Source organism: Nitrosomonas limosa, from assembly GCF_054188085.1.
On the sequence record NZ_CM135180.1, the window covers coordinates 2,982,287 to 3,006,367 of the forward strand.

Sequence of the window (24,081 nt, forward strand, 5' to 3'; positions counted from 1 at the left end):
TATATCATTATAATCAATTATTATTTCTGGTTATAAGGTGTTTGCTGTATATTCCGTAGCTTTGCGCGGAATGTAAGACTATGGAATGGCAAGGCTGGTTTACCTTGGGTTTGTGCGGCACGGTGCTGGCGACATTGATTTTTACCAAGATCGGTCCGCATTTGATCATGATCGGCGCATTGACGATCCTCAGTGTAACCGGGATTTTAAAAAGCGGCGATGTGCTCAGCGGCTTCAGCAATTCGGGTTTGATTACGGTGGCGGGGATGTTCGTGGTTGCCGCCGGGATGCATGCTTCCGGCGCCATCGATTTGCTGGTGAATACCCTGTTAGGCCGCCCTAAAACCTCGCGCGCCGCGCTGAACCGGATGTTCTGGCCGGTTGCATTTTTAAGCAGTTTTCTCAATAACACGCCGGTTGTCGCGACGATGATCCCGGCGATTTACAGTTGGTCGCGCAAAATCGGGATTTCGCCTTCCAAGTTGATGATTCCGCTGAGTTATACGGCGATTCTGGGCGGCACCGTGACGCTGATCGGCACCAGTACCAATCTGATCGTGAACGGCCAATTTCAAACCTTGACCGGTGAAGCCGGTTTTTCCCTGTTTTCAATTACGCCGGTCGGCGTGCCGGTGGCGATTGCCGGTTTTTTATTCATGTGGCTGGCTTTTCCAAAATTGCTGCCTGACCGCAAGCAAGGCGAAGCTTTTTCCAATTTGCGCGAGTTTACCCTTGAAGTTTCTATCGACCCGAACGGCCCGTTGGTCGGAAAAACCGTCGAGCAAGCCGGACTCCGGCATCTGCAGCGGGTTTATCTGGTGGAAATCGAGAGGAACGGCACCGCGCTGGCGGTCGTTTCTTCGGAAGAAGTGCTGCAAGGCGGCGACCGGCTGGTGTTTGCGGGCGATACCGACGCGATTTCCGATCTGTTGCGCATCAATGGCGTGATTCCGTCCAGCGACGACGGGCAAGTGCATGCGTTTACGCAAAGACATCCTGAAAGACGATTGGTCGAAGCAGTGGTATCCCCGCATTGTTCGGCGATCGGGTACGCCATCCGCGAAGCCCGTTTCCGTGCCCGCTATGGCGCAGCGGTACTGGCTGTGGCGCGAAATGGCGAACGCATTAAAGGGAATCTCGGCAGCATCATTTTGCAGCCGGGCGATACTTTGTTGCTGGAAGCCCGGCCGGCGTTCGTTACGCGCCAGCGCTACAACAAGGATTTTTTACTGATTAACGATCTGAACACCGAAGCGCCGCGGCATGACCGGGCTTTTATCGCGTGGGCTATTTTGCTGGGGATCGTGACGCTGGCGAGCTTTGAAGTGATTACCATGCTCAATGGCGCTTTGATCGGCGCTTGCATGATGATCATTACTGGCTGTTGTTCACCCAGCCAAGCGGAAAAGAGTCTGGACTTGACGGTTATTTTGACGATCGCGGCGTCGTTCGCGCTCGGCATGGCGCTGGAAAAAACCGGTGTCGCCAAATTTCTGGCGGGCAATATTGTCGATATCAGTGGAGGAACGCCCTGGTTGTTGTTAATTCTCACGTATATCGCTGTGTCACTGTTAACCGAGGTGATTACCAACAATGCGGCAGCGCTGCTGATGCTGCCGATTGTGCTGGAAATCACTGCGGAGGCTGATTTGAACCATGTTCCCTTTGTATTGGCTATCATGATGGCTGCATCCGCCAGCTTTGCAACGCCGCTCGGTTATCAAACCAACATGATGGTGTATGGCCCTGGTGAATACCGTTTCTCGGATTTCCTGAAAGTTGGGATACCGATGAATATCATCACGGGGATTGTTACGATTACGGTGCTCTTGATCGGTTGGCCATTGACCAAATAGAGCCGTCTGGAGCAAGTTCGCTTTATTTTTTATTCCTGATTAACTTTGGATTTGTATGATGGTCTAACTTCCGGCTTAGAATTTTGCCGGCGAAGTTAATCCATAAAAAACCGACCTTATTCCTGTCTTTACTGACTTTAACAATCGGTTCTTTTGCCGTTAATAGCAAGCTATATTCGCAGATCGGGAACCGGAGTTTGAAATGGACTTATATGCAGGTATTGCCAAAGAATCAAATCAATCCACGTTAGTTAGAGAATTTCTGGGTCTCATTCAAAATCTTTTTTGCGGGATCCGATTGCTTTGCTTCCGCCGGAATGCGATCGCGCATGCGACGGCTACGCATAATCAATTGGCTCTGCTCGTGGTTTTCTACAGCTTAACCGCACTGGTCATTTCCTATTCGCTGACATCCGAGCCGATCTTCGATTTATTTGGGTTAAGTTATCTTGGAATTGAATTACTGGTTGTGCTGATGGTCGGTTTTGTGGTGACAAAGGTTACGCACAACCGGGAGCATTTATTGCTGTTTTTGGTGTTGGCATACAGCGTCTTACCGTTTCTTTATTTGATATCTTTTGTTGCGTTGCCTCAGTTGCCGGATGATTATCTGGAGACGGGTTACACGATTTATGCGGTCTGGAGCTTTCTCGTTTGTTTTTTTCTTGCATTGCAACTGCTGGATTACCGCAAAATCAGGGCATTCCTATTAGCGATTTTTTGGATGAGCGCAACCTATCCTTTGGTGAATGTGCCATTCAGTTTTTGGTACGAAGATTTTGACTATTCAAGGGTGATGGATGCGTATAGCAATGCCGATTTCAGCTACATTAACCAGGAAGAGGTTTACTACAATCAGTATAGGCTTCTGAATAACGCCCTTAGCCCTATCGAACCCGGTAAGGAAGGCGTCACTGATTTGTTTTTTGTAGGATTTGGCTCCGATGCCGCTCAGGATGTCTTTATGAGAGAAGTCGATCATGTGCAGCGTGCCATGAATAAAAACCTGGGCGCATCAGGGCGGTCAGTGGTATTAATCAATAACCTGAAAACCATCGATAACATCCCGCTCGCGTCGGCTTCAAATTTAAGGATCGCTTTGAGTCATGTAGGCAATAAGATGAACCGTGAGGAAGACGTGGTGTTTTTGTACCTTACCAGTCATGGATCGATTAACCACGAGCTTTCAGTCAATATGTGGCCACTCGAACTCAACGACGTGCGGCCTGAAGATATCAAAGCTTACCTGGATGAAGCCGGTATCCGCTGGCGCATTATTCTGATTTCAGCGTGTTATTCCGGTGGATTTATTGATGCTTTGCAGGATGATCACAGTTTGATTCTCACTGCCGCCGCCGCCGATAAAGCATCCTTTGGCTGCGCTCATGAGAACGAGTATACGTATTTTGGTGAAGCGCTTTTCAGAAGTATGGATGACAGGCCCTACCAATTTATTGAAAACTTCAGCGAGGCTATTGAGAAAATCCGGCAGCGTGAGTTGTCTGAAAACTTAATCCCGTCCGAGCCTCAGTTATTTATCGGTAACGCTATGCGTGAGAAACTGAAACTGTTGGAACAGGATATGATCCGGTATGCACCCGAAAGATTTGCTGCCTACTAATAAAAAACTGAGATGAGTTTTCTAAGGAAATGCTGATTAATTGACTATACAAGCGAATCACTTCGTTGCGCGGTACTCGCTCCCTCGCCTATCTTATTGATATGTCTCGGTTGCTGTGTGCCGTGCGCCTCGTGCTTCATCTCGTTCGCCGAATTAATCAGCGTTTTCCTAATAGCTTATCCGGTGGTTGTTAACCTTTAGCTTTTCCGCTCGTATGTTCAAATGATTGGCTGATTCTTGCTAATTCCGTCAATCGTTTGGATATTTTAAAATTAATACTTTCTTCGGGGTAATTGCCGTCCTGGTCCGCTTCCCCCGGCTGTATTGCGGTGAGCAGCATGATGGCTTGATCGACGGTTTCCACTGCGTAAATGTGAAATGTTCCGGAAGTAACCGCATCGACGACATTTTTGCGTAACATCAGGTGTTGAACATTGGCCGCCGGTATTAACACGCCTTGGTTACCGGTTAGTCCGCGAGCCGCACAGATATCAAAGAAACCTTCTATCTTTTCGTTCACCGCGCCAATTGCTTGGACCTGGCCGAACTGATTGACTGAGCCAGTGATGGCCAGGGATTGGTCAATGGGCGCATTGGCAAGATTGGAAAGCAGTGCGCATAGCTCTGCGAGTGAGGCGCTATCGCCTTCAACCATGCCATATGACTGTTCGAATACCAGACTCGCCGACAACGCCAATGGTTGGTTTTTTGCATAACGCGCTGCTAGAAATGCGGATAATATCAATACGCCTTTGGAGTGAATAGCACCGGAAAGTTTGACTTCGCGTTCGATATTAATCATATCGCCTTTGCCAAAGCGGGTCGTAGCGGTGATCCGGGCGGGTTGCGCAAAAGCGAATCCGCCCAATTCTATTACCGATAGCCCGTTGACTTGTCCGATCACAGACCCTTGCGTGTCGATCATCAGAATATTGCGCTGGATCGCTTCGTAAAGACGATCCCTGATACGATCCTGACGACGAATCTGAGCATCGATCGCTTGTTGAATGTCGCTTGCAAGTACAATATCGTGCTGCGCTTCGCGCGCCCAGAAATCGGCTTCAACAAGTAAATCGGCGATATTGCGCATATGCATGGACAGCTTCTCCGAATCACTCGCTAAACGTCCGCTATATTCGATAACACGCGCTACGGCACGTCGGTCGTAAGGCAATAGTCCTTGTTTGCGGACTAATGTGGCGATCAGTTGTGCATAAAGGAAATGATTGTCGGCATTCCACTCGATAGTTTCTTCGAAATCAACAGCTACCTTAAATAACTCGCTAAATTCCGGGTCATATTCCTGCAAAAGATAGTAATAAACACGATCGCCGAATAATATGATTTTGACATCGAGCGGGATTGGTTCGGGTTCGAGCGAAACCGTGTTGACAAGACTATAGAGCTGTCCCAGTGATTCGATATAAATTTTCCGTGCTTGCAGCGCACGTTTCAGTCCTTCCCAAGCAAACGATTGCATCAGCACCTTGCGCACATCCAGGAGCAAATACCCGCCGTTGGCCCGGTGCAAGGCACCTGCTTTGATCAAGGTGAAATTGGTAACCAGTGCGCCGAACTGGGAAAGATATTCGACGCGGCCAATCAAATTGCTATAGGTCGGGTTGTCTTCAAAAATGATCGGCGCACCCTGAGTCTGCGCGTTAGAGCTCAAAACATTGATCTGATAATTGTTGAATGTCTGATGCGTGACGATCGTCATTCCGGAAATGTTGATGGATTCATCAGGTTTACGGAAATCATCAACATGGATAACCATGTCTTGTTGAACGGCATCAAAATACTCGAGCACATCGGGTAGATCATTGTAGATCGCACGCAATTCGTTGATCATATGCGCAACGGTTGACAACATCGTGTCGCGGTTTAGTTGCTTGATGCGCTCGCTTCGTTCGCGGCGGCGCATGGGTAAATGACTGAGAATTTTTTCCAGCTCTGTTTGCAGTTCCGTGATTGCGGACTCAATCCGGTCTTTTTCAGCTTGTGGCAGTTTATCGTATTCTTCCGGTGGAATGACTTCGTGGTCTCGGCTAGGGGCTAACGCAAAGCCTTCGGGCGTTCGCAGCAGAATGATTTCCTTTTTCTGGGCTTCCGCACCCAGTTCGCTGATTTCACGTTCTTGTTGTTCGTTGAATTCCTGGTGAATCGCATTTAGCCGGTTACGGTAGTCTTCACTTTCGAACTGTGCGGGAATCGCAGTCCGCAAGTAATCCACCAGGCGCTCCATGTGCAACCGTAATTCCTCTCCTTTTCCAGAGGGGAGTTTTAACATTTTTGGTTTGTGCGGCTGAGAAAAATTATGCAGATAGCACCAGTCATAGGGTCTCGATTCAGAGCCAGCCTTGCTCTCCAGAAATTGGTTTACCAGGCTGTGCTTCCCCATACCGGGCGGACCCAGCACAAAAAGGTTATAACCATCCTGACGAATGCCGGAACCGAAACGTATGGCTTCCAACGCCCGTTTTTGTCCGATGATATCCGTCAGATCCGCTAATTCCGCTGTTGTTTGGAAAGTAAATTGATTCGGATCGCATGAACGGGATAGTTGATGCGGTTGCAGTGGTGGAATCGCGGTCATTGTTTATTCATGTATGCGGCTAGATGGATGGTAACGATGTACGATGAAGATTTAATAGAAATTTTCACCCGATGACTCGATCGAAGTTACTGTCAAGTTTAATGCATCAATGCGGCTATTCTACCTTGGTATGTAAATAAAATATCTGTTCTTCAGATAACTGAGGATATTCATTAAATTTACAATGTGGTGCAAGGGTATTGAAAAGCCTGAATTCAATGGATCAATGGATGTGTTTCTATTATTACGTTTACTCTTGACGAAGGTAGGTTGTCTGAATACTATTAGGGCCGATAGCAGTCCGAGAATTTGCTGCTTTCTTTGTAATTCTTTAACTATTTTAAGGGCTTATTATGTTACAGTTAAAAAAAACGTTATTAGGTGGTATTGCACCAGTATTGTTATCCATTGCGCTGGCAAGCCCAGTAATCGCTTCTGATGCGCACCATGCACACGGTAAAGATCATAATTTTGGAAGATTTACTAAAGATAATTTATTGTTGACTCCAAAAGACTACCGCGAATGGGTTTTTGTTGGTGCACCGGTAACTCCAAATGATATGAACGAAGGAAAAGCAGCTTTCCCGGAATTTCATAATGTTTATATTGATCCAACCAGCTGGAATCATTGGAAGAAAACGGGTCAATTCCGTGATGGAACCGTTATCGTTAAAGAATTGGTCGGTGTAGGAACCAAAGAAGCATCAAGTGGACATGGTTATTTCCCTGGTGAATTCAATGGAATTGCTGCCATGGTTAAAGATTCGAAGCGTTATGCAGATAGACCTGGGAACTGGGCGTTCTTCGGTTTTGAATCTTACGAAGCCAAAAACGGTGCAATCCAGGCCGATGAAGCTTGTGCCGCTTGCCACAAAGAAAATGCAGCGCAAGATATGGTCTTTATTCAATATTACCCAGTGTTACGTGCTGCTAAACCTGCAAAATAAGTAATATTATTTTTGGCTGTATTTGTTAATTAATTTGGCATATTCAATTCATTGAATATGCCATTTTTATTCAGCATATCATCTTCATTTTTCTTTAAAGTAATGCTTGTGGGCAGCTCGTACAAGCTCCCCGGGTTTTCAAGTGCTTGCTTAATCAATACGGATCATTGTGTTAAAAATTATTTTTCCAATTCCGTAAAGCCGTGAAAATGTCGAGTGGATCCGGTTGTGAATACCCGTAATGTTTTTGTACGCTGGCGATGATCTCCTGATTGTCACATCGTAGAAACGGGTTCATTAATTTCTCATGGCCGATGGTTGTCGGTATTGTAGGTCTGTCATGGTCACGCTGTTTTTGTGCAGCAACATCAAATGCCAGCAATTCCGCGTTCTGAGGGTCGGCAGCAAGGGCGAACTTAATATTGCTAAGCGTGTATTCATGTGCGCAGTAGATGAGTGTTTCATAAGGTAGCTGGGAAAGCTTTTGCAGTGATCGATACATTTGTTCTGCAGTTCCTTCAAAGACTCGTCCACATCCGCACGCGAAAAGCGTGTCACCGCAAAACAGCATGCCGAATGGGTGGGATCCATAGTAAGCAATATGATCGAGGGTGTGGCCTGGGATTTCAAAAACGCTAAGAGTTAATGGCAATTCCGGAAAGAAAATTGCATCATTTTCTATGACTGGATGAGTAATGGCTGGAATATTTTTGGAGCGCGGGCCGTATACCGGCACCTCAGAAAATTGCAGCAGATCAGTAATGCCACCGGTATGATCATGGTGATGGTGAGTAATGAGAATTGCAATTAACTGTAATCGTTCTGATCTAATATACTCAATGACGGGTATAGCCGTTCCCGGGTCAATCACGATCACAGCGTTACGGTTGCGAATAACCCAGATATAATTGTCTTTAAATGCAGCTATCGGATGTACTTTCAGCATAGCGTTTCCAGGAAATTGAGCGTGAAACTATTCGTGCGGAAAAATAATCGACCAAAATGAATATTCAATATGATCAACAATGGTTCCAGTCCTCGCTTGGTCAATATTTGATCGAGCATGAATATCGCTACTTTGATCAAGTGGTTGCAAATATATTTGGTTACAATGCAGTGCAGATTGGTTGGTCACAGTTTAATTTTCTTCGTCTGAATAGAATGCCATTCCATTTTACCGTGGGATCGGAAAATGGCACTTCAATTCTTGCCGAACCTGGATTCTTGCCAATTCAAAGTAATAGTATGGATCTGGCCATTTTGCCGCATACCCTTGAGTTTAATTCAAATCCTCATCAAATTTTGCGGGAAGTGCATCGAATCCTGATTCCAGGTGGACATATCGTCATTTCTGGTTTTAATCCAATGAGTCTGTGGGGAATTTGCCATTATTTAAAACCAACCCGTGAAGAATTTCCCTGGAATGGCCACTTTATTTCTTTAGCACGCTTAAAGGATTGGTTAAAGTTACTGGATTTCGAAATGGCCGGTGGCCGTCTTGGTTGTTATGTACCGCCTTTCAAACAAGAAAAGTGGCGGCGGCGTTTCCATTTTATGGAAGCTGCGGGCGATCGCTGGTGGCCTATTTCTGGAGGTGTTTATTTTTTACAAGCCATTAAATATATGCACGGAATGCGTGTTATTAAACCCGGGTGGAAAAACTGCCTGGATGGTAAAAGGAGAATGGTGCCCGCTGCCCAAAAGATTGAAAAGAATTCGACGCAAGATCGATCATCGGGAGAATGTGATTAAGTTCACTTGGGAATGAGTTATGAATCGAGAAACGCAGAAGGTGGTCGAAATTTTTACCGACGGGGCTTGTAAGGGAAATCCCGGTTTGGGCGGATGGGGGGCATTATTAAAATACCAGGGGCATGAGCGAGAAATTTTTGGCGGGGAAGAACAAACGACAAATAACCGCATGGAATTACTGGCAGCAATCCGGGCGCTAGAGGCGCTAAAACGCCGTTGCAAAGTGCATTTACATACCGATTCGCAATATCTTCAGAAAGGTATCAGCGAATGGCTTGAAGCATGGAAAGCGCGGAATTGGCGTACTTCCAATAAGAAACCGGTTAAAAATGAAGATCTCTGGAAACTGCTCGATCAATTGTCGCAGCAGCATGATATTGAATGGTGCTGGGTTCGTGGCCATTCCGGGCATGTTGATAATGAGCGCGCCGATCAACTAGCAAATCGTGGAGTTCAAATGGTGAGTTCTCCTGCTATCAAAACTTATCAAGAATCTTAGTATGCGACAAGTTGTACTGGATACGGAAACCACCGGTTTGGAGCATAAACTGGGGCATCGCATCATAGAAATTGCTGCGGTAGAGCTTCATCACCGGCAGTTGACGGGTAATCATTTCCACTATTACCTGAATCCTGAACGTGAAAGTGATGAAGGAGCCTTGCAAGTTCATGGCCTTACTACCGAATTTCTACAAGATAAACCCAAATTTATCGAGATATCCGCTGAGTTTCTGAGGTTTATCGGTGAAGCTGAGCTGATTATCCACAATGCCCCCTTCGATGTTGGATTTCTTAATTATGAACTGAGCCTGGCTAATCTAGGAGCGCTGGATCGTTATTGCGCATCCATAACGGACACATTAAAACTGGCTAAAGAACTTCATCCGGGTAAACGAAACAATCTGGATGCGCTGTGTGAACGTTATAGTGTCGATAATTCCAAACGTACCCTCCACGGTGCATTATTGGATGCCGAATTGCTAGCGGAAGTCTATCTTGCAATGACACGCGGGCAGGAAAGTTTACTCATTGAGATAGAGCAAGCTGAACTGGCTCAATTTTCAGTAACCGATCTTGATGGCAGAAACCTTAAAATCATTAAAGCAACCGATGAAGAGATGCTTCAACATCAAGCCGTACTAACTCAAATCGCACTTGAATGCGGTAACAAGTGTATATGGGATAAACTCGAATTAGGAAGTTAAGCACTGGTTGATTTAAAAGAAAATGGTTTTTTCTTTCTGTTTTTTTCTGACATTGAACTTCGATTAATTCCATTGGGATAGAAAACTCTATTGTGTTCAGTATTAAGAGAAGAGAGATTGCCATGCGCAATATGAAACCTAGTTTTTATCAAGCTTCCGATACTGTATCGCTTCCGCAATGTGCTGATTGTTGATTATCTTGATGCCGGATAAATCCGCAATGGTTCGTGCAACTTTTAAAATGCGGTGATACGCGCGGGCGGACAGGTTCAAACGGCTGATGGCTTGTGTTAATAGATTTTCACTGAAGCTATCAAGCGCGCAGAATTGATCGATTTCTTTCACGCCCAAGCGGCTATTCGTTTTTTCTTGCCGGTTGAGTTGTATTTGATGGGCTTTTTCAACGCGCTGGCGGATCGTTTCGCTTTTCTCAGCGGCAATCTGCTGCTTCATCAATTCCTGTTGTGGCACCGCCGGAACTTCGATTTGCATGTCGATTCGATCGAGTAAAGGACCGGAAATTCGTCCGCGGTAGCGGGCGATTTGGTCGGGAGTGCAATGGCATTTGCCGGAGGGGTGTCCGAGGTAGCCGCAGGGGCAAGGGTTCATCGCAGTGATGAGCTGGAAACGGGCGGGGAATTCGGCTTGACGGGCGGCGCGGGAGATGGTGATTTTTCCGGATTCGAGAGGTTCTCTGAGTACTTCCAGAACTTTGCGGTCGAATTCGGCGAGTTCGTCGAGGAACAGTATGCCGTGCATTGCGAGTGAAATTTCACCGGGACGCGGGTGGCTGCCACCGCCGACAAGCGCGATGCCGGATGCGGTATGGTGAGGGGCGCGAAAGGGACGTTTTTTCCAGTTGCTAATGTCAAAGCTGCCGAAAGCGAGCGATTGGATTGCGGCGGATTCCAAGGCTTCGGCTTCGGTCATCGGCGGTAAAATACCGGGAAAACGTGCTGCCAGCATTGATTTGCCGGTACCTGGCGGGCCAATCATCAGTAGACTGTGACCGCCGGCAGCGGCAATTTCCAGCGCGCGTTTGGCGTGTGCTTGTCCTTTGACTTCATCAAGATCGGGGTAACTGCCGGTATGTAAGCACGTGCTATTTCCTGCGGGATTCTGGTAAATGGGCAGCAGTTTTTGTCCGCTCAGGTGCGCACAGATTTGCAGCAACGATTGCGCAGCGTAGATTGTGGCATTCTTGACCAACGCGGCTTCTGCGGCATTCTGTTGCGGCAGCACGAAGCTGCGTCCTGATTGCGACGCGTTATAGGTCATTGCCAGTGCGCCATGAATTGGGCGCAGTTCTCCGGTCAGCGCCAGTTCTCCAGCCCATTCGTATTGATCGAGCCGATCACTTGGAATTTGACCGGTGGCCGCCAGTATTCCCAGGGCAATCGGTAGATCGAAACGGCCGCTTTCCTTGGGTAGATCGGCAGGCGCCAGATTGACGGTAATACGTTGCGGGGGGATCTTGAATTGCGCGTTCTGCAACGCTGAGCGAACGCGATCTTTGCTTTCTTTTACTTCGGTATCGGGTAGACCTACGATCGTGAAACTCGGCAGGCCGTTGGCAATGTGCGTTTCGACCGTCACCAGCGGTGCTTGTACGCCCGATAGCGCCCGGCTATAAAGAACAGCAAGTGACATCGGCGTGACAACCGAGAAAGCTCTGATTAATTGCTCGCGCAAGCGATTTACTGCGTTGAGTGGTGCTCAGAAATTTGTCTATCTTGATGATATCTGTCATTTCTTGCGCTCCATTTGCTTTGCATTACATTGAGCTTGGATAGGCAGCGTAATTGGAAACCATCAAAGGGCTATCCATTACGTGTGATGCTGCGAGGCCCTTCGATGGATCTTTGAGTCGATAACTCGGATTAGTTGGCGGATTCGGATTTGGTTGCGGGCGGATTCAGCCGTGCTTCGAGTTCGGCCACTTTCGCTTCGAGAATAATTAATTTTTCTCGCGTGCGCTGCAGCACTTCCTGCTGGATATCAAATTCATCGCGAGTCACCAGATCCAGTTTTGAAAATGCGCCTGATAACAGCATCTTGACGTTTTTCTCGATATCCTTGGCAGGGCTGTTTTGCATGATTTCGCTGACTTTGGCATTGATTTCGTCGATAACATTTTTGTTTAACATGATTCTTCTCCTTATAAATGGATTTACCAGTTGATCAGCAAATATAGGCTACGTGTTAAAATTTGCGATGGCCCGTCTTTACAAAGTTTGATTATCCACTGTTATTGAACAAGGTTCCAGTAGTAGGGCGCAATTGTAATTCTGCCATGTGCAGCGCTATTGCTGAATAGAGGTATCCCCTTAGCTACAGGACTTTTTATAACGGTTACTTGTCCGAATACATAAATGGAACGTTTACACTTGCTTGAAAGTTGGATAAAAGAACAATTTCCAACACAGCCTTTTACGCTACAACCGGCATCGGCGGATGCCAGTTTTCGCCGTTACTTTCGTATTATCTTTAGTGACCAAACGATGATTGTCATGGATGCGCCGCCGCAGCACGAGGATTGCGCGCCTTTTTTGCGAGTTGCAGAGATTCTAGCAGGCAGCGGTGTGCATGTGCCGGTGATCGTGGCGCGGAATCTGGAGCGGGGATTTTTATTGCTATCGGATCTCGGCAATACAACCTTTTTGCAGGCATTGACAGATCAGCCAGAGAATGCCGATCAGTTGTACCATGCAGCCACCGATGCGCTGGTCAAAATGCAGTTATCGCATCACGCCGAAAGCTTGCCGCCGTACGATGAAGCCTTATTGCGAAGGGAACTCGATTTATTTGCGGATTGGTATATCGCCAGGCATTTGCAATTGAATTTGAACGATAACCAGCAAGGGGTGCTACACGCAGTCTTTGCCAAAATTCTGCAAAACAATCTCGCGCAACCGAGGGTTCTGGTTCATCGTGATTATCATTCGCGCAATCTCATGGTAACAACGCCGAATCCGGGAATCATTGATTTTCAGGACGCGGTATTCGGCCCGATTACCTATGATTTGGTCTCGTTGCTGAAAGATGCGTATATCCGTTGGGATGAAGAGCGGTTGTTGGACTGGGTGATCCGTTACTGGGAAAAAGCGCGTAAAGTCGGCCTGCCCGTTAGCAATGACTTTGCAGCTTTTTATAGGGATTTTGAATGGATGGGGGTGCAACGTCATCTCAAAGTGCTGGGAATTTTCGCCCGGTTGAATTATCGTGATGGAAAAACCATGTACCTAAATGATATGCCGCTGGTGATGGAGTATTTACGGAAAGCCTGCGAGCGCTATCTCGAGTTGAATCCATTGCTGAATTTACTCGATGAAATACATCCGGCCGCGCCGGACCGGAAAATTGGCTATACCTTCTAAGCGGGTTTCGTATAAGGCGATGATTCTCGCCGCTGGTCGCGGGGAACGCATGCGGCCGTTGACCGATGCTGTGCCGAAACCATTATTGAAAGCGGGGGGCAAAGCGCTGATCGAGTATCAGCTCATCAACCTGGCGCGCGCGGGTTTTGTCGATATCGTCATTAACCATGCCTATCTCGGTGAAAAGATCGAGCAAACCTTGGGGTCTGGCGAGCGGTACGGTGTTAATATCCAATACTCACCGGAAGCTGTGGTTTTGGAAACCGCCGGCGGGATTGCTAATGCATTGCCTTTACTGACAAAGCAAGCGGAGAGCATACCATTTCTGGTTGTCAATGCGGATATTTACTGTGAATTCGATTATGCCTTGTTAATACCGACTCTGCGTGCGATGGAACGCCAACCCAATCAGCGATTGGCACACTTGGTTCTGGTTGATAATCCAAGGCACCATAGCGAAGGCGATTTTGTATTGGGGGATGGTTTGGTAACTCTGACAGGAACGGAGCGATTGACGTTCAGCGGTATCGGCATTTATCAGCCGCAACTATTCCGGGGTATCGAACCGGGACAAGCTGTGAAACTGGCGCCGTTGCTACGGCGCGCAATCGCTGAGGGCAAAGTCACCGGGCAGCATTATTCCGGGCAATGGATCGATGTGGGCACCCCGGAAAGACTGGAATTACTTGATAAACAACTGAGCATTCAATATTAAGCTCAACGACACCTTGATATGTGACTATGACGCAAATACAACCGTTTATCACACGCCGCAAACTTTTTGCTGAAAAAATGCAGAACGGTGTTGCGATTATTCCTACGGCGCCGGAACGGGTGCGCAATCGGGATGCGCATTATCCCTATCGGTTCGATAGTTACTTTTATTATTTGACCGGCTTTCGTGAACCCGAAGCGGTATTGGCGATTGCGGCGGCGACCGCTCAGGAACCTGCAAAACATATTTTGTTTTGCCGTGAAAAGAATGTAGAGCGCGAAATTTGGGATGGTTACCGCTTCGGGCCAGAGGTAGCTAAAGAAGCTTTTTATTTTGATGAAGCTTATCCCCTTGCCAGGCTCGATGAATTGCTTCCAGGTTTGTTATCCGATCAACCCGCGGTTTACACTGCGTTGGGACAGGATCAGAACTGGGATCAACGCGTTGTCGGCTGGTTGAATCGCGTGCGTGATTTGGCGCGGACTGGCGTAACCGCACCACGGGAGATTTATGATTACCGGGCTATACTGGACGAGATGCGGTTGATAAAAAGCACTGAGGAATTGCAAATAATGCAACGTGCTGCGGATATTTCAGCGCAAGCTCATCAGCGCGCGATGCAAACGGTGCGTCCCGGAATGCGGGAATATGAGATTGAAGCTGAACTGTTGCATACTTTTTACCGGCATGGCGCGCAAGCGCCAGCTTATACATCGATTGTCGCGGGTGGCGCCAATGCGTGTATTCTGCATTATGTTCTGAACGATGCCGAACTCAAGCCGGGGGACTTGCTATTGATCGATGCCGGGTGTGAATTAAACGGTTATGCTTCCGACATCACCCGGACATTCCCGGTCAATGGCAAGTTTACCGCGGCACAACGCGATATTTACCAATTGGTCTTGGCGGCTCAAGCGGCCGCGATTGCCGAAGTGAGACCGGGCAACCGCTGGAACGATCCGCATCAAGCAGCGCTGCAAGTGCTGGCGCAGGGGTTTATTGATCTGGAATTATGCCGAGGCAGCGTCGACGAAGTGCTGGAATCGGAAGATTATAAAAGGTTTTATATGCACCGTACTGGACACTGGCTGGGTATGGATGTGCACGATGTCGGCGAGTATAAACAAAAAGGCGAATGGCGCGAGTTGCAGCCGGGCATGGTGCTGACGGTGGAGCCGGGTTGTTATATCCGCCCTGCGGATAATGTTTCCAAGGACTTCTGGAATATCGGTATCCGCATCGAAGACGATGTGGTGGTGACGCCAGCCGGGCATGAAATACTGACAGAGGCGGCACCTAAGACCATAGCCGCCATAGAGGAGCTTATGCAATGAAAGACGAAGAGAGAAAAATAATTATCCATCGGATTTCCAACTATCAACAGGATGAATCCGGAGAGTATCGCCGGGTTCCGGTCTCTCCTCTGAATCGATGGATTACTTATGCCATTATGATTCCAGTGATTGCTCTGCTGGCGGTACTTGGTTTTTTCTTTTTTGCCGCATTTCTTGCGTTATTGGCCGTCGCAGTGGTGGTTGTAGGCATTCGTTTTTGGTGGTGGCGGAGAAAATTTGAAAATGCCAAGCAATCCTCTAACGAAGAAATAAACCGGCAAAGTGAAACCGGACAAACGGTAATTATCGAGGATGCGCAGATCATCGAGGAAACCGAAGTCGATCGTGCCGGGAAGAAACAATAGAATAGTATTGCTTGCTGATCGTTGAGAAGCTACTTGCGCTGGCGCTTCGGCGTTTGCTTTTTATGATTTTGCGAGGTGGCAGTTTGACGTTTTGACCACAGTAAGGCGGCGATACCTGCAATAATCATGGGAATTGATAACCATTGTCCCATCGTAACACCTAAAGTCAGGATCCCCATAAATCCATCTTCGGGTTCACGGAAAAATTCTGCGATTGAGCGGAAAATACCATAACCAATCATGAACATGCCGGTGACAGCGCCAGTCGCGCGCGGTTTGGACGAATAAATCCAAATAATGATGAATAGCAATAATCCTTCCAACGCGAATTGATAGAGCTGCGAGGGATGGCGAGGCAGTTCGTCAACATACGGGAAAACCATGCCCCACGGACCATCGGTGGGGCGCCCCCACAATTCGGCATTGATAAAATTACCGATACGGCCTGCTGCTAATCCCGGAGGAATCAACGGAATCACAAAATCAGTGACCGCAAGCCAGGATAAATGATATTTGCGAGCGAGCATAATCATGGCGACGAAGACACCCAGAAATCCCCCATGAAATGACATACCGCCTTCCCAGATGGCGAATATCTGTAATGGATGTTCCAAGTAATAGCCGAACTGGTAAAACAACACATGGCCTAGCCGTCCGCCGAGGACTACTCCTAACATACCGTAAAATAATGCATCATCCAGCATTTCATAGGTGAAAAGAGCATGCGGATGGTTTTTGATGCGATATCGTCCGAGCAAGATAAACAACGCAAAACCCAATAAATACATCAATCCATACCAGTGAATGGAAAGCGGACCGAGGGAGATGGCAACGGGATCAATTTGCGGATGAACGAGCATAGTTTCGGCCTTATTTACGGTAAAATATCAACTATTATAGCAAGTGCAGTTGTGTGCGCTTTTCTTATATTTTTCTTCTCATTCAGGAGCAAGCATGCCAGACAATAAACGTAGCCAAGCCATCACCCAGGGTGTTCAACATGCCCCCAGCCGTGCCATGTTGCGCGCGGTTGGTTTTGGCGATGAAGACTTTAATAAGCCGATTGTCGGTGTGGCCAATGGTTATTCAACGATTACACCGTGTAATAAAGGATTGAATGAATTGTCGCTAAAAGCCGAATCTGCGCTGCGGCAAGCCGGCGCTATGCCGCAGATGTTTGGTACCATCACAGTTTCAGATGGCATTTCAATGGGTACCGAAGGCATGAAATATTCTCTGGTATCGCGCGAAGTGATCGCCGATTCGATTGAAACCTGCGTGCAAGCGGAGAGTATGGATGGCGTGATTGCGATTGGTGGCTGCGATAAAAATATGCCGGGTGCGATGATTGCGATCGCCCGCATGAATGTGCCGGCGATCTTTGTATACGGCGGTACGATCAAGCCGGGGCGCTATAAAAACCAGGACTTGACGATTGTCAGTGTATTCGAGGCGGTTGGTCAGCACAGCGCGCATAAAATCGACGACGCGGAATTGCTGCAAATCGAACGTCATGCTTGCCCGGGAGCCGGATCTTGCGGCGGTATGTTTACCGCCAATACCATGTCATCAGCGTTCGAGGCGATGGGTATGAGCTTGCCATATTCTTCGACAATGTCAGCGGAAGATGATGATAAATTGGTCAGTGCCGGGGAGTCAGCCAGGGTTTTGGTTGATGCGATAAAAAAACAAATTCTTCCGCGCGATATCATTACCCGCAAATCGATTGAAAATGCAGTGGCAGTGATCATGGCGGTCGGCGGTTCGACCAACGCTATTTTGCATTTCCTGGCAATTGCGCATGCAGCCGAAGTTGAGTGGAATATTGACGATTTCGAGCGGATGCGCGCCAAAGTGCCGGTATTGTGCGATCTGAAACCATCCGGTCGTTACGTAACAGCAGATCTTCATCAGGCAGGTGGTATTCCGCAAGTGATGAAGCTGTTGTTGAATCATGGTTTGCTGCATGGCGACTGCATCACCATCAGCGGGCAAACGATCGCGGAGGTTTTGAAAGACGTTCCAGATATCCCTCGTGCGGATCAGCAAGTAATTCGGCAATGGGATAATCCGTTGTATGCACAAGGCCATTTGGCTATTCTAAAAGGCAATTTATCGACGGAAGGCTGTGTCGCAAAAATCTCCGGTATCAAGAATCCGAAAATTACCGGACCGGCGCGTGTATTTGAATCAGAAGAGACCTGCATGGAAGCGATTCTGGCGCGCAAAATCCAACCCGGCGATGTGGTTGTTATTCGTTATGAAGGACCTAAAGGCGGTCCAGGCATGCGTGAGATGCTGTCACCCACTTCGGCGCTGATCGGGGAAGGATTGGGCGATTCGGTCGGTTTGATCACCGACGGGCGTTTTTCAGGCGGCACCTATGGCATGGTGGTAGGGCATGTGGCTCCCGAAGCTTATGTGGGCGGTACGATCGCTTTGGTGCAGGAAGGCGATTCCATTACCATTGATGCAGAACAGCGGTTATTGCAATTAAATGTTCCGGATGATGTGCTGGCGCAGCGTCGCGCTGCCTGGCAGCCGCCGCAACCGCGCTATTCACGTGGTGTATTGGCGAAGTATGCGAAACTTGTTTCAAGTGCCAGCGCTGGTGCAATAACCGACTGATTCGGCAAGTTGTTTAAATTTCATGTTCCCTGGAACTAAATTATTTTCGATAAAGTCTTAGGAACGCAGTATCATCGGAGTTAGCAGCCTGCTTAGTAAGATAAGTAAGTGTATCGGTTGTGAACATTAAGTTTTATGTCGATAATTACAAACTTACAGGAATTGCTGCAAGTCTGTAAAGTTCGGGTTAGAATAACAACCCTTTTATAATTTTAACAAGGAAGAGAAATGAGAAAAATTTTAATTGGAGCAGTTGCTGCATCTGCCTTTCTGTTAGCTGGTGTTGCACAAGCTGACGCTGATCTGGCGAAAAACAGTGGTTGTTTGAATTGCCACAATGTGGATACCAAATTAGTCGGTCCTAGCCTGAAAGACATCGCTGGTAAATACGCAGAACAAGCGGATGCTTCTGCTTATTTGGCAGATAAAATCATCAAGGGAAGCAACGGTGTTTGGGGTCCAATCCCAATGCCGCCAAATGCTAACGTTAGCCCTGAAAACGCTAAAGTATTAGCTGATTTTATTCTGACACTGAAGTAAGCTTTTCAGAATTCAGAAAAGCCGACGCTTAAAACCGTCGGCTTTTTATTTGCGCCGCTTTTAGTTTATTACTGGAAATTTCTATAGAACCCTGAAAAAATGAAAACTCGAATCAAATGGAATGGAAATGTAAGTTTTCTAGCTGAATCGGGAAGCGGTCATTCGATAATGATGGATGGAGCGCCGGAAGCCGGCGGGCAGAATCTTGGGCCACGTCCGATGGAAATGATGCTGATGGGACTAGGTGGATGCACGACATTTGATGTGGTATTGATTTTGAAAAAAAGCCGGCAAGAAATTACCGACTGCGTGGTGGAGATTGCAGCCGAGCGTGCGCCGGTTGATCCAAAAGTATTTACCCGTATTCATTTACATTTCATTATTACCGGGCATAATTTGAATCCGCAGACGATAGAACGTGCCATCAATTTATCTGCCGAGAAGTATTGCTCGGCTTCCATCATGCTCAAGCAAACGGTAGCAATTACCCACGATTTTGAAATAATCACTGTTTAGCTGCGTTTGCAGACGCTTGGCACTGATCCAGTTATGACTTGAATCAGTGCGCATCCATCTGTGATTTAAACTGAAGTTGAATGTTTGCTATGTTATTAACGGGCTGTTAACGGATGGTCTTCTTTCTTTTCAGCTTCTGAAACTGCACTTTCAGCTTCGCCGTCACTGGCTAGTTTACTGCCAACATAACTGCCGACTGCGCCCCCGACCAAAGCCGGCATGGCCGATTGCAGCAGTGAAGGTTTCTGCGCTGCTGCTGCGGCAGGTGCTGCTGCATTTGCTGCCGGAGCCGGTGCGGACTTGGCGGCAGGAGTCATGGTTTTATTAGTTTGCGCGGGCGCGGATTTTGCGCTGAAACCGCCTTTGCCGGAGCTGCCTTTAGCTTTTTTGGCGTATACATTAGTCGAGAACATCAGAGAAACAATAATCAGTAAAAGTATTTTTTTCATAATATTTAAATTTCGAATATTCAATCGTTGTTTAATCAAAGCGCATTCGGTAGTCTATCGCTTGCGTTGATGTTGCAAACGAATAAAACCTAACGGCGCGCCATCATTTTGGGAATTTTTTCGGATCCTGTCAATTTGACAAAGTCTAGTGAGTCCCTCAACCGGCATCATTTCAATAAGCCTGATTCATGCGCTTGCAAATCCGCATGGTAGCTGGAGCGAACCATCGGTCCACAGGCGGCATGACTGAATCCCATTTCTATTGCAGCGTTCTCAAATACTTTAAATCCATCCGGTGTAACGTAACGCTTGACCGGTAGATGCCCGATACTGGGTTGCAAATATTGACCGATCGTTAGCATTTCGACTTGATGTTCGCGCAGGTCGCGCAGCACTTGTAGAATTTCTTCGTCAGTTTCCCCCAAACCGAGCATTAATCCGGATTTGGTCGGGATTTGTGGAAATAGCGCTTTAAAGTCCTTTAATAGCTTTAATGAGTGCATGTAATCCGCGCCGGGACGGCATTGTTTATAGAGCCGCGGCACTGTTTCAAGGTTATGATTCAACACATCCGGGGGGCTGATTGCTAGTTTCTCCAACGCGATTTCCAAACGCCCGCGGAAATCAGGTACTAAAATTTCTATCCGGGTGAGTGGCGAATGCGTGCGGATAGCTTGAATGCATTCCGCAAAATGTTGAGCACCGCCATCCCGCAGATCGTCGCGATCAACGCTAGTGATTACCACATATTTTAGTCGCATGGCGGCGATTGATTGCGCTAGGTGCAACGGTTCATTGGCATCCGGCGGTTTGGGGCGGCCATGTGCAACATCGCAAAACGGACACCGGCGCGTGCATAAGTCCCCGAGAATCATGAATGTTGCAGTACCCTTACCAAAACATTCCCCAATATTGGGACACGATGCTTCCTCGCAGACGGTATGCAGTTTATGTTCACGGAGTAACCGCTTGACTTCATAATAATTCTCGCTATTGGGTGAACGAACGCGAATCCACGAAGGTTTGCGGAGTAACTCATCCCGCGACTGCGGGGCAATTTTGATGGGGTTCCGGGCTGTTTTATCAGCGCCTTTTTGACGGGTATCTGCGGTCATGTTGTACGATCACTTATGTTCTTGAGAAGGTGTTGTTGAAGAGAGTTTGCTAATTTAGCGCTCAGAATTTCCAATCCATCGGTAATGCCTAAGTCTTTGGTTTGTGTTACTTGTAATCCTTGGTAGCCGCAAGGATTGATGTATGAGAATGGTGTCAGATCCATATTCACGTTAAGCGCAATGCCATGATAGCAATAGTTTTTCTTGATTTTTAGACCCAGCGATGCGATTTTTGCGTTACCGACATAAACGCCAGGCGCCTCGCTGCGCCCGGAAGCAGTCACTTGATAATCCTGCAACAAATCGATCACTGCTTGTTCCATATTCCGGACTAATTCGCGAACGCCGAGCTTCAGCTGGCGCAAATCCAGCAGTAAGTAAGCAATCAGTTGTCCTGGTCCGTGGTAAGTGATTTGGCCGCCACGATCGGTCCGGACCACCGCAATCCCATGATCATGCAATAGATGCTCCGGTTTTCCGGCAATACCTTGCGTAAACACCGGCGGGTGCTGCAATAACCAGATTTCGTCCGCGGTTTGTTCATCACGTTGGAGAGTGAAATCTTTCATGGCTTGCCAGGTGGTCTGGTAATCAGACAATCCCATGATTCTGACGATGAATTGCTGAGATGTGCGCACGAGAAGTTATGAGTGTTTCAACGGAGATAATGATCACAAGACGACTGCGATCATGGGGTGGCTGGATAAAGCCTGATAAAGTGCATCAAGTTGAGCGCGAGAAGTGGCGCGGATGGTGCAGGTGATGCTTAGATAAGTGCCATTCTTGCTGGCGCGGACGGACATGGTCTCGACATCAAAATCCGGCGCATGATAGCAGACAATCGCCAATGCCGTTTGCGTAAACTCGTGTTGTGCTTTTCCCATAATCTTTATCGGAAAATCGCAGGGATATTCGATGAGTGAGGATTGCTCAGACATTGTGAATTATCAATCGTGCTTTACGAATGCGTGCAGCCGCAAGAATGGCCGCGCATATGCGTGGCTTTGTAATTCTGATAAAGCGCATGCAGCCGTGCGAAGAGTTCACCGGGTTTTCCACCGCCAACGGCTTGATTATCCAGTAAGGTAATTGGCATGATCTCTTTGGTTGAAGATGTTAAAAGAATTTCATCAGCTGCGCGGACTTCGTTTTCAGAAATTTCACGGATTTCATGCGGAATGCGATTTTCCGCCGCCAGCTCCAGCACGACATCATAGGTAATTCCCGGCAACATTAAATGACTTTTAGGCGGCGCTAACAAGACGTTATTTTTTACAATAAATATATTGCTCGCGGCGCCCTCTGTTAAAAAACCGTCACGGATCAAGATAGTTTCAAGTGCGTGCACATCGACGGCGAGCTGGCGTAGCAAGACATTGGGTAACAACGAAATCGCCTTGACATCGCAACGTATCCAGCGATTATCAATGGCGGTGATGGCGGATGCGCCGCTAGCCAGAAATTCTGCCGGTGGTGGAAGCAATGGGTTGCTCATGATAAAAACTGTTGCCGGCACATTCACCGGAAAGGCATGGTCGCGTTTAGCAACGCCGCGTGTAATATGCAAATAAATATATTGATCTTCGCCACTATTCTTGGCAATCAGTTGTTCGAGCAAATTTTTCCATTCGCCATTGCTCAATGGATTTTTTAAGCGGATACCATCCAAACTATGCTGCAGCCGGTCGAGATGTTCTTGAAGCCGGAACGGCTTTCTGGAATAAACGGGTATCACTTCATACACGCCATCACCAAATATAAAACCGCGATCGAGAACCGGAATGAAGGCTTCTTCAAGCGGCATGAACTTGCCATTAAGATATATCATGCGAGTAACTTTATAGTTTTGCGATGAAATTAATTGAACAACAATTTTACACTATCCCACGCGCGCCCAATGAAATTGGCGGTATCGACATTTTCCAGCGAAACCAGCGGATAGGTCTCGACGACTTTGTCGTCCAGCGTGAACTTGACTGTCCCGACTTCTTGTCCTATGCGGACTGGAGCGATCAATGGCTGCTTATATTCCATGGTGGCTTTTAATTTATCGGCTTGACCTTTGGGTAAGGTAAAGTAAACATCGCGATCAAATCCGGCTTTCAATTCGTTTTGGGTGCCTTTCCATAAGTGGATGGAAGCTAATGAGTCGTTCTTTTTGTATAAATGCAAGGTATCGTAGAATTGGAAGCCATAATTGAGTAAGCGCTGGCTCTCGATACTGCGGGCATTGGCCGAGTTGGCGCCAATGATGACCGATATCAACCGCCGCTTGTCACGTGTGGCGGAGGTGATCAAACAATAACCGGCAGTCTTGGTCCAGCCGGTTTTCATGCCGTCGACATGCGGATCGAGCCAAAGTAAACGGTTCCGGTTTGGTTGCGTAATATTGTTATAGGTGTACTCTTTTTGCGAATAGAGCGGATAAAATTCCGGGAAATCACGGATGATGGCGGTTGCCAGCAAAGTTAAATCGTAGGCTGTGGTGTAATGCTCCGGATCGGGCAGTCCGGTTGTATTGGTAAAGTGCGTATTCTTCATACCGAGCCGTTGGGCTTCGGCATTCATCAGTTTGGTGAAATTTTCTTCGGAACCTGCCACCGCTTCTGCGAGCGCAATACAGGCATCGTTGCCGGATTGCACAATCATGCCGCGGATTAACGCATCTACTGTTACCGGTTTATTCGGTTCGATGAACATGCGGGAACCGATCATGCGCCAGGCACTCTCTGAAACCGGAACCGTCTGCTCCAACGCAATTTGATTTTGTTTCAAAGCGGAAAATACCACGTAAGCCGTCATGAGCTTGGTCAAAGAAGCCGGCTCTATCCGCTCATGCGCATTTTGACCGGCTAATACTTGTCCTGTCTGAAAATCCGACAGAAGGTATGACCTGGCGGCTATTTTCAGGTCTTGTTGTTGGGCGGATACTGACGGAATAATGAGGCACACGAGCACCAATAGGAATAATCGCTTCATAAGAGTCTGAAGTCTACAAAAAAGAGCATTATAGCTTGCCATCCAATAATCTAAAACCTTCGATTTTCTGGTTGTTAATACAATAA

The 24,081-nt window shown here is 47.5% G+C and carries 24 protein-coding genes; 13 read left to right on the top strand and 11 right to left on the bottom strand.

Annotation, left to right across the window (positions count from 1 at the left end; genetic code table 11):
* The first annotated feature begins 80 nt into the window (after window positions 1-80).
* Both ACV7NC_RS13900 and ACV7NC_RS13905 read left to right on the top strand, forming a co-directional pair.
* Window positions 81-1,856, top strand: a complete 1,776-nt coding sequence (locus tag ACV7NC_RS13900) for an SLC13 family permease (RefSeq protein ID WP_458153224.1) — start codon at window positions 81-83, stop codon at window positions 1,854-1,856.
* A gap of 202 nt (window positions 1,857-2,058) precedes the next feature.
* A complete protein-coding gene (locus tag ACV7NC_RS13905) occupies window positions 2,059-3,477 on the top strand; it encodes a C13 family peptidase (RefSeq protein WP_458153225.1) in 1,419 nt (472 codons plus the stop codon).
* A gap of 190 nt (window positions 3,478-3,667) precedes the next feature.
* On the opposite strand, the gene ACV7NC_RS13910 is transcribed toward ACV7NC_RS13905, so the two are convergent.
* Entirely contained in the window at window positions 3,668-6,073 is a 2,406-nt protein-coding gene (locus ACV7NC_RS13910; RefSeq protein WP_458153226.1) for a Lon protease family protein, read from the bottom strand.
* A 353-nt stretch (window positions 6,074-6,426) separates the two neighbouring features.
* Here ACV7NC_RS13910 and ACV7NC_RS13915 point away from each other — a divergent pair, with 353 nt between their 5' ends.
* On the top strand, window positions 6,427-7,020 hold the full coding sequence (locus ACV7NC_RS13915; protein ID WP_458153227.1) for a cytochrome P460 family protein: 594 nt from the start codon (window positions 6,427-6,429) through the stop codon (window positions 7,018-7,020).
* A 172-nt stretch (window positions 7,021-7,192) separates the two neighbouring features.
* Here ACV7NC_RS13915 and gloB read toward each other — a convergent pair whose 3' ends face one another.
* Complete coding sequence (gloB, locus tag ACV7NC_RS13920) at window positions 7,193-7,966, bottom strand: hydroxyacylglutathione hydrolase (protein WP_458153228.1); 774 nt, start codon at window positions 7,964-7,966, stop codon at window positions 7,193-7,195.
* 56 nt (window positions 7,967-8,022) lie between these two features.
* On the opposite strand from gloB, the gene ACV7NC_RS13925 reads away from it, so the two are divergent.
* From ACV7NC_RS13925 to dnaQ, 3 genes are read left to right on the top strand one after another with little or no spacing between them, the layout of a single operon-like run.
* The gene (locus tag ACV7NC_RS13925) at window positions 8,023-8,772 is read left to right on the top strand and encodes a class I SAM-dependent methyltransferase (RefSeq protein WP_458153230.1); all 750 of its coding nucleotides are present in this window, start codon (window positions 8,023-8,025) and stop codon (window positions 8,770-8,772) included.
* Window positions 8,773-8,791: 19 nt separating this feature from the next.
* Window positions 8,792-9,271 (top strand): ribonuclease HI, encoded by a 480-nt coding sequence (gene rnhA, locus ACV7NC_RS13930; protein WP_458153231.1) that lies wholly within the window; start codon window positions 8,792-8,794, stop codon window positions 9,269-9,271.
* 1 nt (window position 9,272) lies between these two features.
* Window positions 9,273-9,977 (top strand): DNA polymerase III subunit epsilon, encoded by a 705-nt coding sequence (dnaQ, locus tag ACV7NC_RS13935; protein ID WP_458153233.1) that lies wholly within the window; start codon window positions 9,273-9,275, stop codon window positions 9,975-9,977.
* A gap of 138 nt (window positions 9,978-10,115) precedes the next feature.
* Here the strand turns inward: dnaQ and ACV7NC_RS13940 are convergent, their stop codons facing one another.
* Both ACV7NC_RS13940 and ACV7NC_RS13945 read right to left on the bottom strand, forming a co-directional pair.
* A complete protein-coding gene (locus tag ACV7NC_RS13940; RefSeq protein ID WP_458154951.1) occupies window positions 10,116-11,627 on the bottom strand; it encodes a YifB family Mg chelatase-like AAA ATPase in 1,512 nt (503 codons plus the stop codon).
* A gap of 230 nt (window positions 11,628-11,857) precedes the next feature.
* A complete protein-coding gene (locus ACV7NC_RS13945; protein ID WP_458153234.1) occupies window positions 11,858-12,124 on the bottom strand; it encodes an accessory factor UbiK family protein in 267 nt (88 codons plus the stop codon).
* 225 nt (window positions 12,125-12,349) lie between these two features.
* Between ACV7NC_RS13945 and ACV7NC_RS13950 the strand changes: the two genes are divergently transcribed.
* From ACV7NC_RS13950 to ACV7NC_RS13965, 4 genes are read left to right on the top strand one after another with little or no spacing between them, the layout of a single operon-like run.
* Window positions 12,350-13,354, top strand: coding sequence for an aminoglycoside phosphotransferase family protein (locus ACV7NC_RS13950; protein ID WP_458153235.1), 1,005 nt, complete (start codon window positions 12,350-12,352; stop codon window positions 13,352-13,354).
* Window positions 13,355-13,373: 19 nt separating this feature from the next.
* The gene (murU, locus tag ACV7NC_RS13955) at window positions 13,374-14,069 is read left to right on the top strand and encodes an N-acetylmuramate alpha-1-phosphate uridylyltransferase MurU (protein WP_458154953.1); all 696 of its coding nucleotides are present in this window, start codon (window positions 13,374-13,376) and stop codon (window positions 14,067-14,069) included.
* A 26-nt stretch (window positions 14,070-14,095) separates the two neighbouring features.
* Window positions 14,096-15,403, top strand: coding sequence for a Xaa-Pro aminopeptidase (pepP, locus tag ACV7NC_RS13960; RefSeq protein ID WP_458153236.1), 1,308 nt, complete (start codon window positions 14,096-14,098; stop codon window positions 15,401-15,403).
* Window positions 15,400-15,768: a hypothetical protein gene (locus ACV7NC_RS13965; RefSeq protein WP_458153237.1), complete on the top strand. Its 369-nt coding sequence runs from the start codon at window positions 15,400-15,402 to the stop codon at window positions 15,766-15,768. The genes pepP and ACV7NC_RS13965 overlap by 4 nt, the downstream gene beginning before the upstream one ends.
* Window positions 15,769-15,797: 29 nt before the next feature.
* Here the strand turns inward: ACV7NC_RS13965 and lgt are convergent, their stop codons facing one another.
* On the bottom strand, window positions 15,798-16,628 hold the full coding sequence (lgt, locus tag ACV7NC_RS13970) for a prolipoprotein diacylglyceryl transferase (RefSeq protein WP_458153238.1): 831 nt from the start codon (window positions 16,626-16,628) through the stop codon (window positions 15,798-15,800).
* Window positions 16,629-16,722: 94 nt separating this feature from the next.
* On the opposite strand from lgt, the gene ilvD reads away from it, so the two are divergent.
* From ilvD to ACV7NC_RS13985, 3 genes are all read left to right on the top strand, one after another.
* On the top strand, window positions 16,723-18,396 hold the full coding sequence (gene ilvD, locus ACV7NC_RS13975) for a dihydroxy-acid dehydratase (RefSeq protein WP_458153239.1): 1,674 nt from the start codon (window positions 16,723-16,725) through the stop codon (window positions 18,394-18,396).
* Between the two features lie 228 nt (window positions 18,397-18,624).
* Window positions 18,625-18,936, top strand: a complete 312-nt coding sequence (locus ACV7NC_RS13980; RefSeq protein WP_458153241.1) for a c-type cytochrome — start codon at window positions 18,625-18,627, stop codon at window positions 18,934-18,936.
* A 99-nt stretch (window positions 18,937-19,035) separates the two neighbouring features.
* Complete coding sequence (locus tag ACV7NC_RS13985; protein WP_458153243.1) at window positions 19,036-19,452, top strand: OsmC family protein; 417 nt, start codon at window positions 19,036-19,038, stop codon at window positions 19,450-19,452.
* A 95-nt stretch (window positions 19,453-19,547) separates the two neighbouring features.
* On the opposite strand, the gene ACV7NC_RS13990 is transcribed toward ACV7NC_RS13985, so the two are convergent.
* The 6 genes from ACV7NC_RS13990 to ACV7NC_RS14015 all read right to left on the bottom strand — a co-directional run bounded on the left by ACV7NC_RS13990 (window position 19,548) and on the right by ACV7NC_RS14015 (window position 23,995).
* Window positions 19,548-19,901, bottom strand: coding sequence for a hypothetical protein (locus ACV7NC_RS13990; RefSeq protein WP_458153244.1), 354 nt, complete (start codon window positions 19,899-19,901; stop codon window positions 19,548-19,550).
* Window positions 19,902-20,068: 167 nt separating this feature from the next.
* Window positions 20,069-21,016 carry a lipoyl synthase gene (gene lipA / locus ACV7NC_RS13995; protein ID WP_458153245.1) on the bottom strand — a complete coding sequence of 316 codons (948 nt, stop codon included), beginning with the start codon at window positions 21,014-21,016 and terminating at the stop codon, window positions 20,069-20,071.
* The gene (gene lipB, locus ACV7NC_RS14000; protein ID WP_458153246.1) at window positions 21,013-21,654 is read right to left on the bottom strand and encodes a lipoyl(octanoyl) transferase LipB; all 642 of its coding nucleotides are present in this window, start codon (window positions 21,652-21,654) and stop codon (window positions 21,013-21,015) included. The genes lipA and lipB overlap by 4 nt, the downstream gene beginning before the upstream one ends.
* 33 nt (window positions 21,655-21,687) lie before the next feature.
* Window positions 21,688-21,954 (bottom strand): HP0495 family protein, encoded by a 267-nt coding sequence (locus ACV7NC_RS14005; RefSeq protein WP_458153247.1) that lies wholly within the window; start codon window positions 21,952-21,954, stop codon window positions 21,688-21,690.
* A 20-nt stretch (window positions 21,955-21,974) separates the two neighbouring features.
* A complete protein-coding gene (locus tag ACV7NC_RS14010; RefSeq protein WP_458153249.1) occupies window positions 21,975-22,844 on the bottom strand; it encodes a D-amino acid aminotransferase in 870 nt (289 codons plus the stop codon).
* 29 nt (window positions 22,845-22,873) lie between these two features.
* Window positions 22,874-23,995 carry a D-alanyl-D-alanine carboxypeptidase family protein gene (locus ACV7NC_RS14015; RefSeq protein WP_458153250.1) on the bottom strand — a complete coding sequence of 374 codons (1,122 nt, stop codon included), beginning with the start codon at window positions 23,993-23,995 and terminating at the stop codon, window positions 22,874-22,876.
* Between the last annotated feature and the right edge of the window lie 86 nt (window positions 23,996-24,081).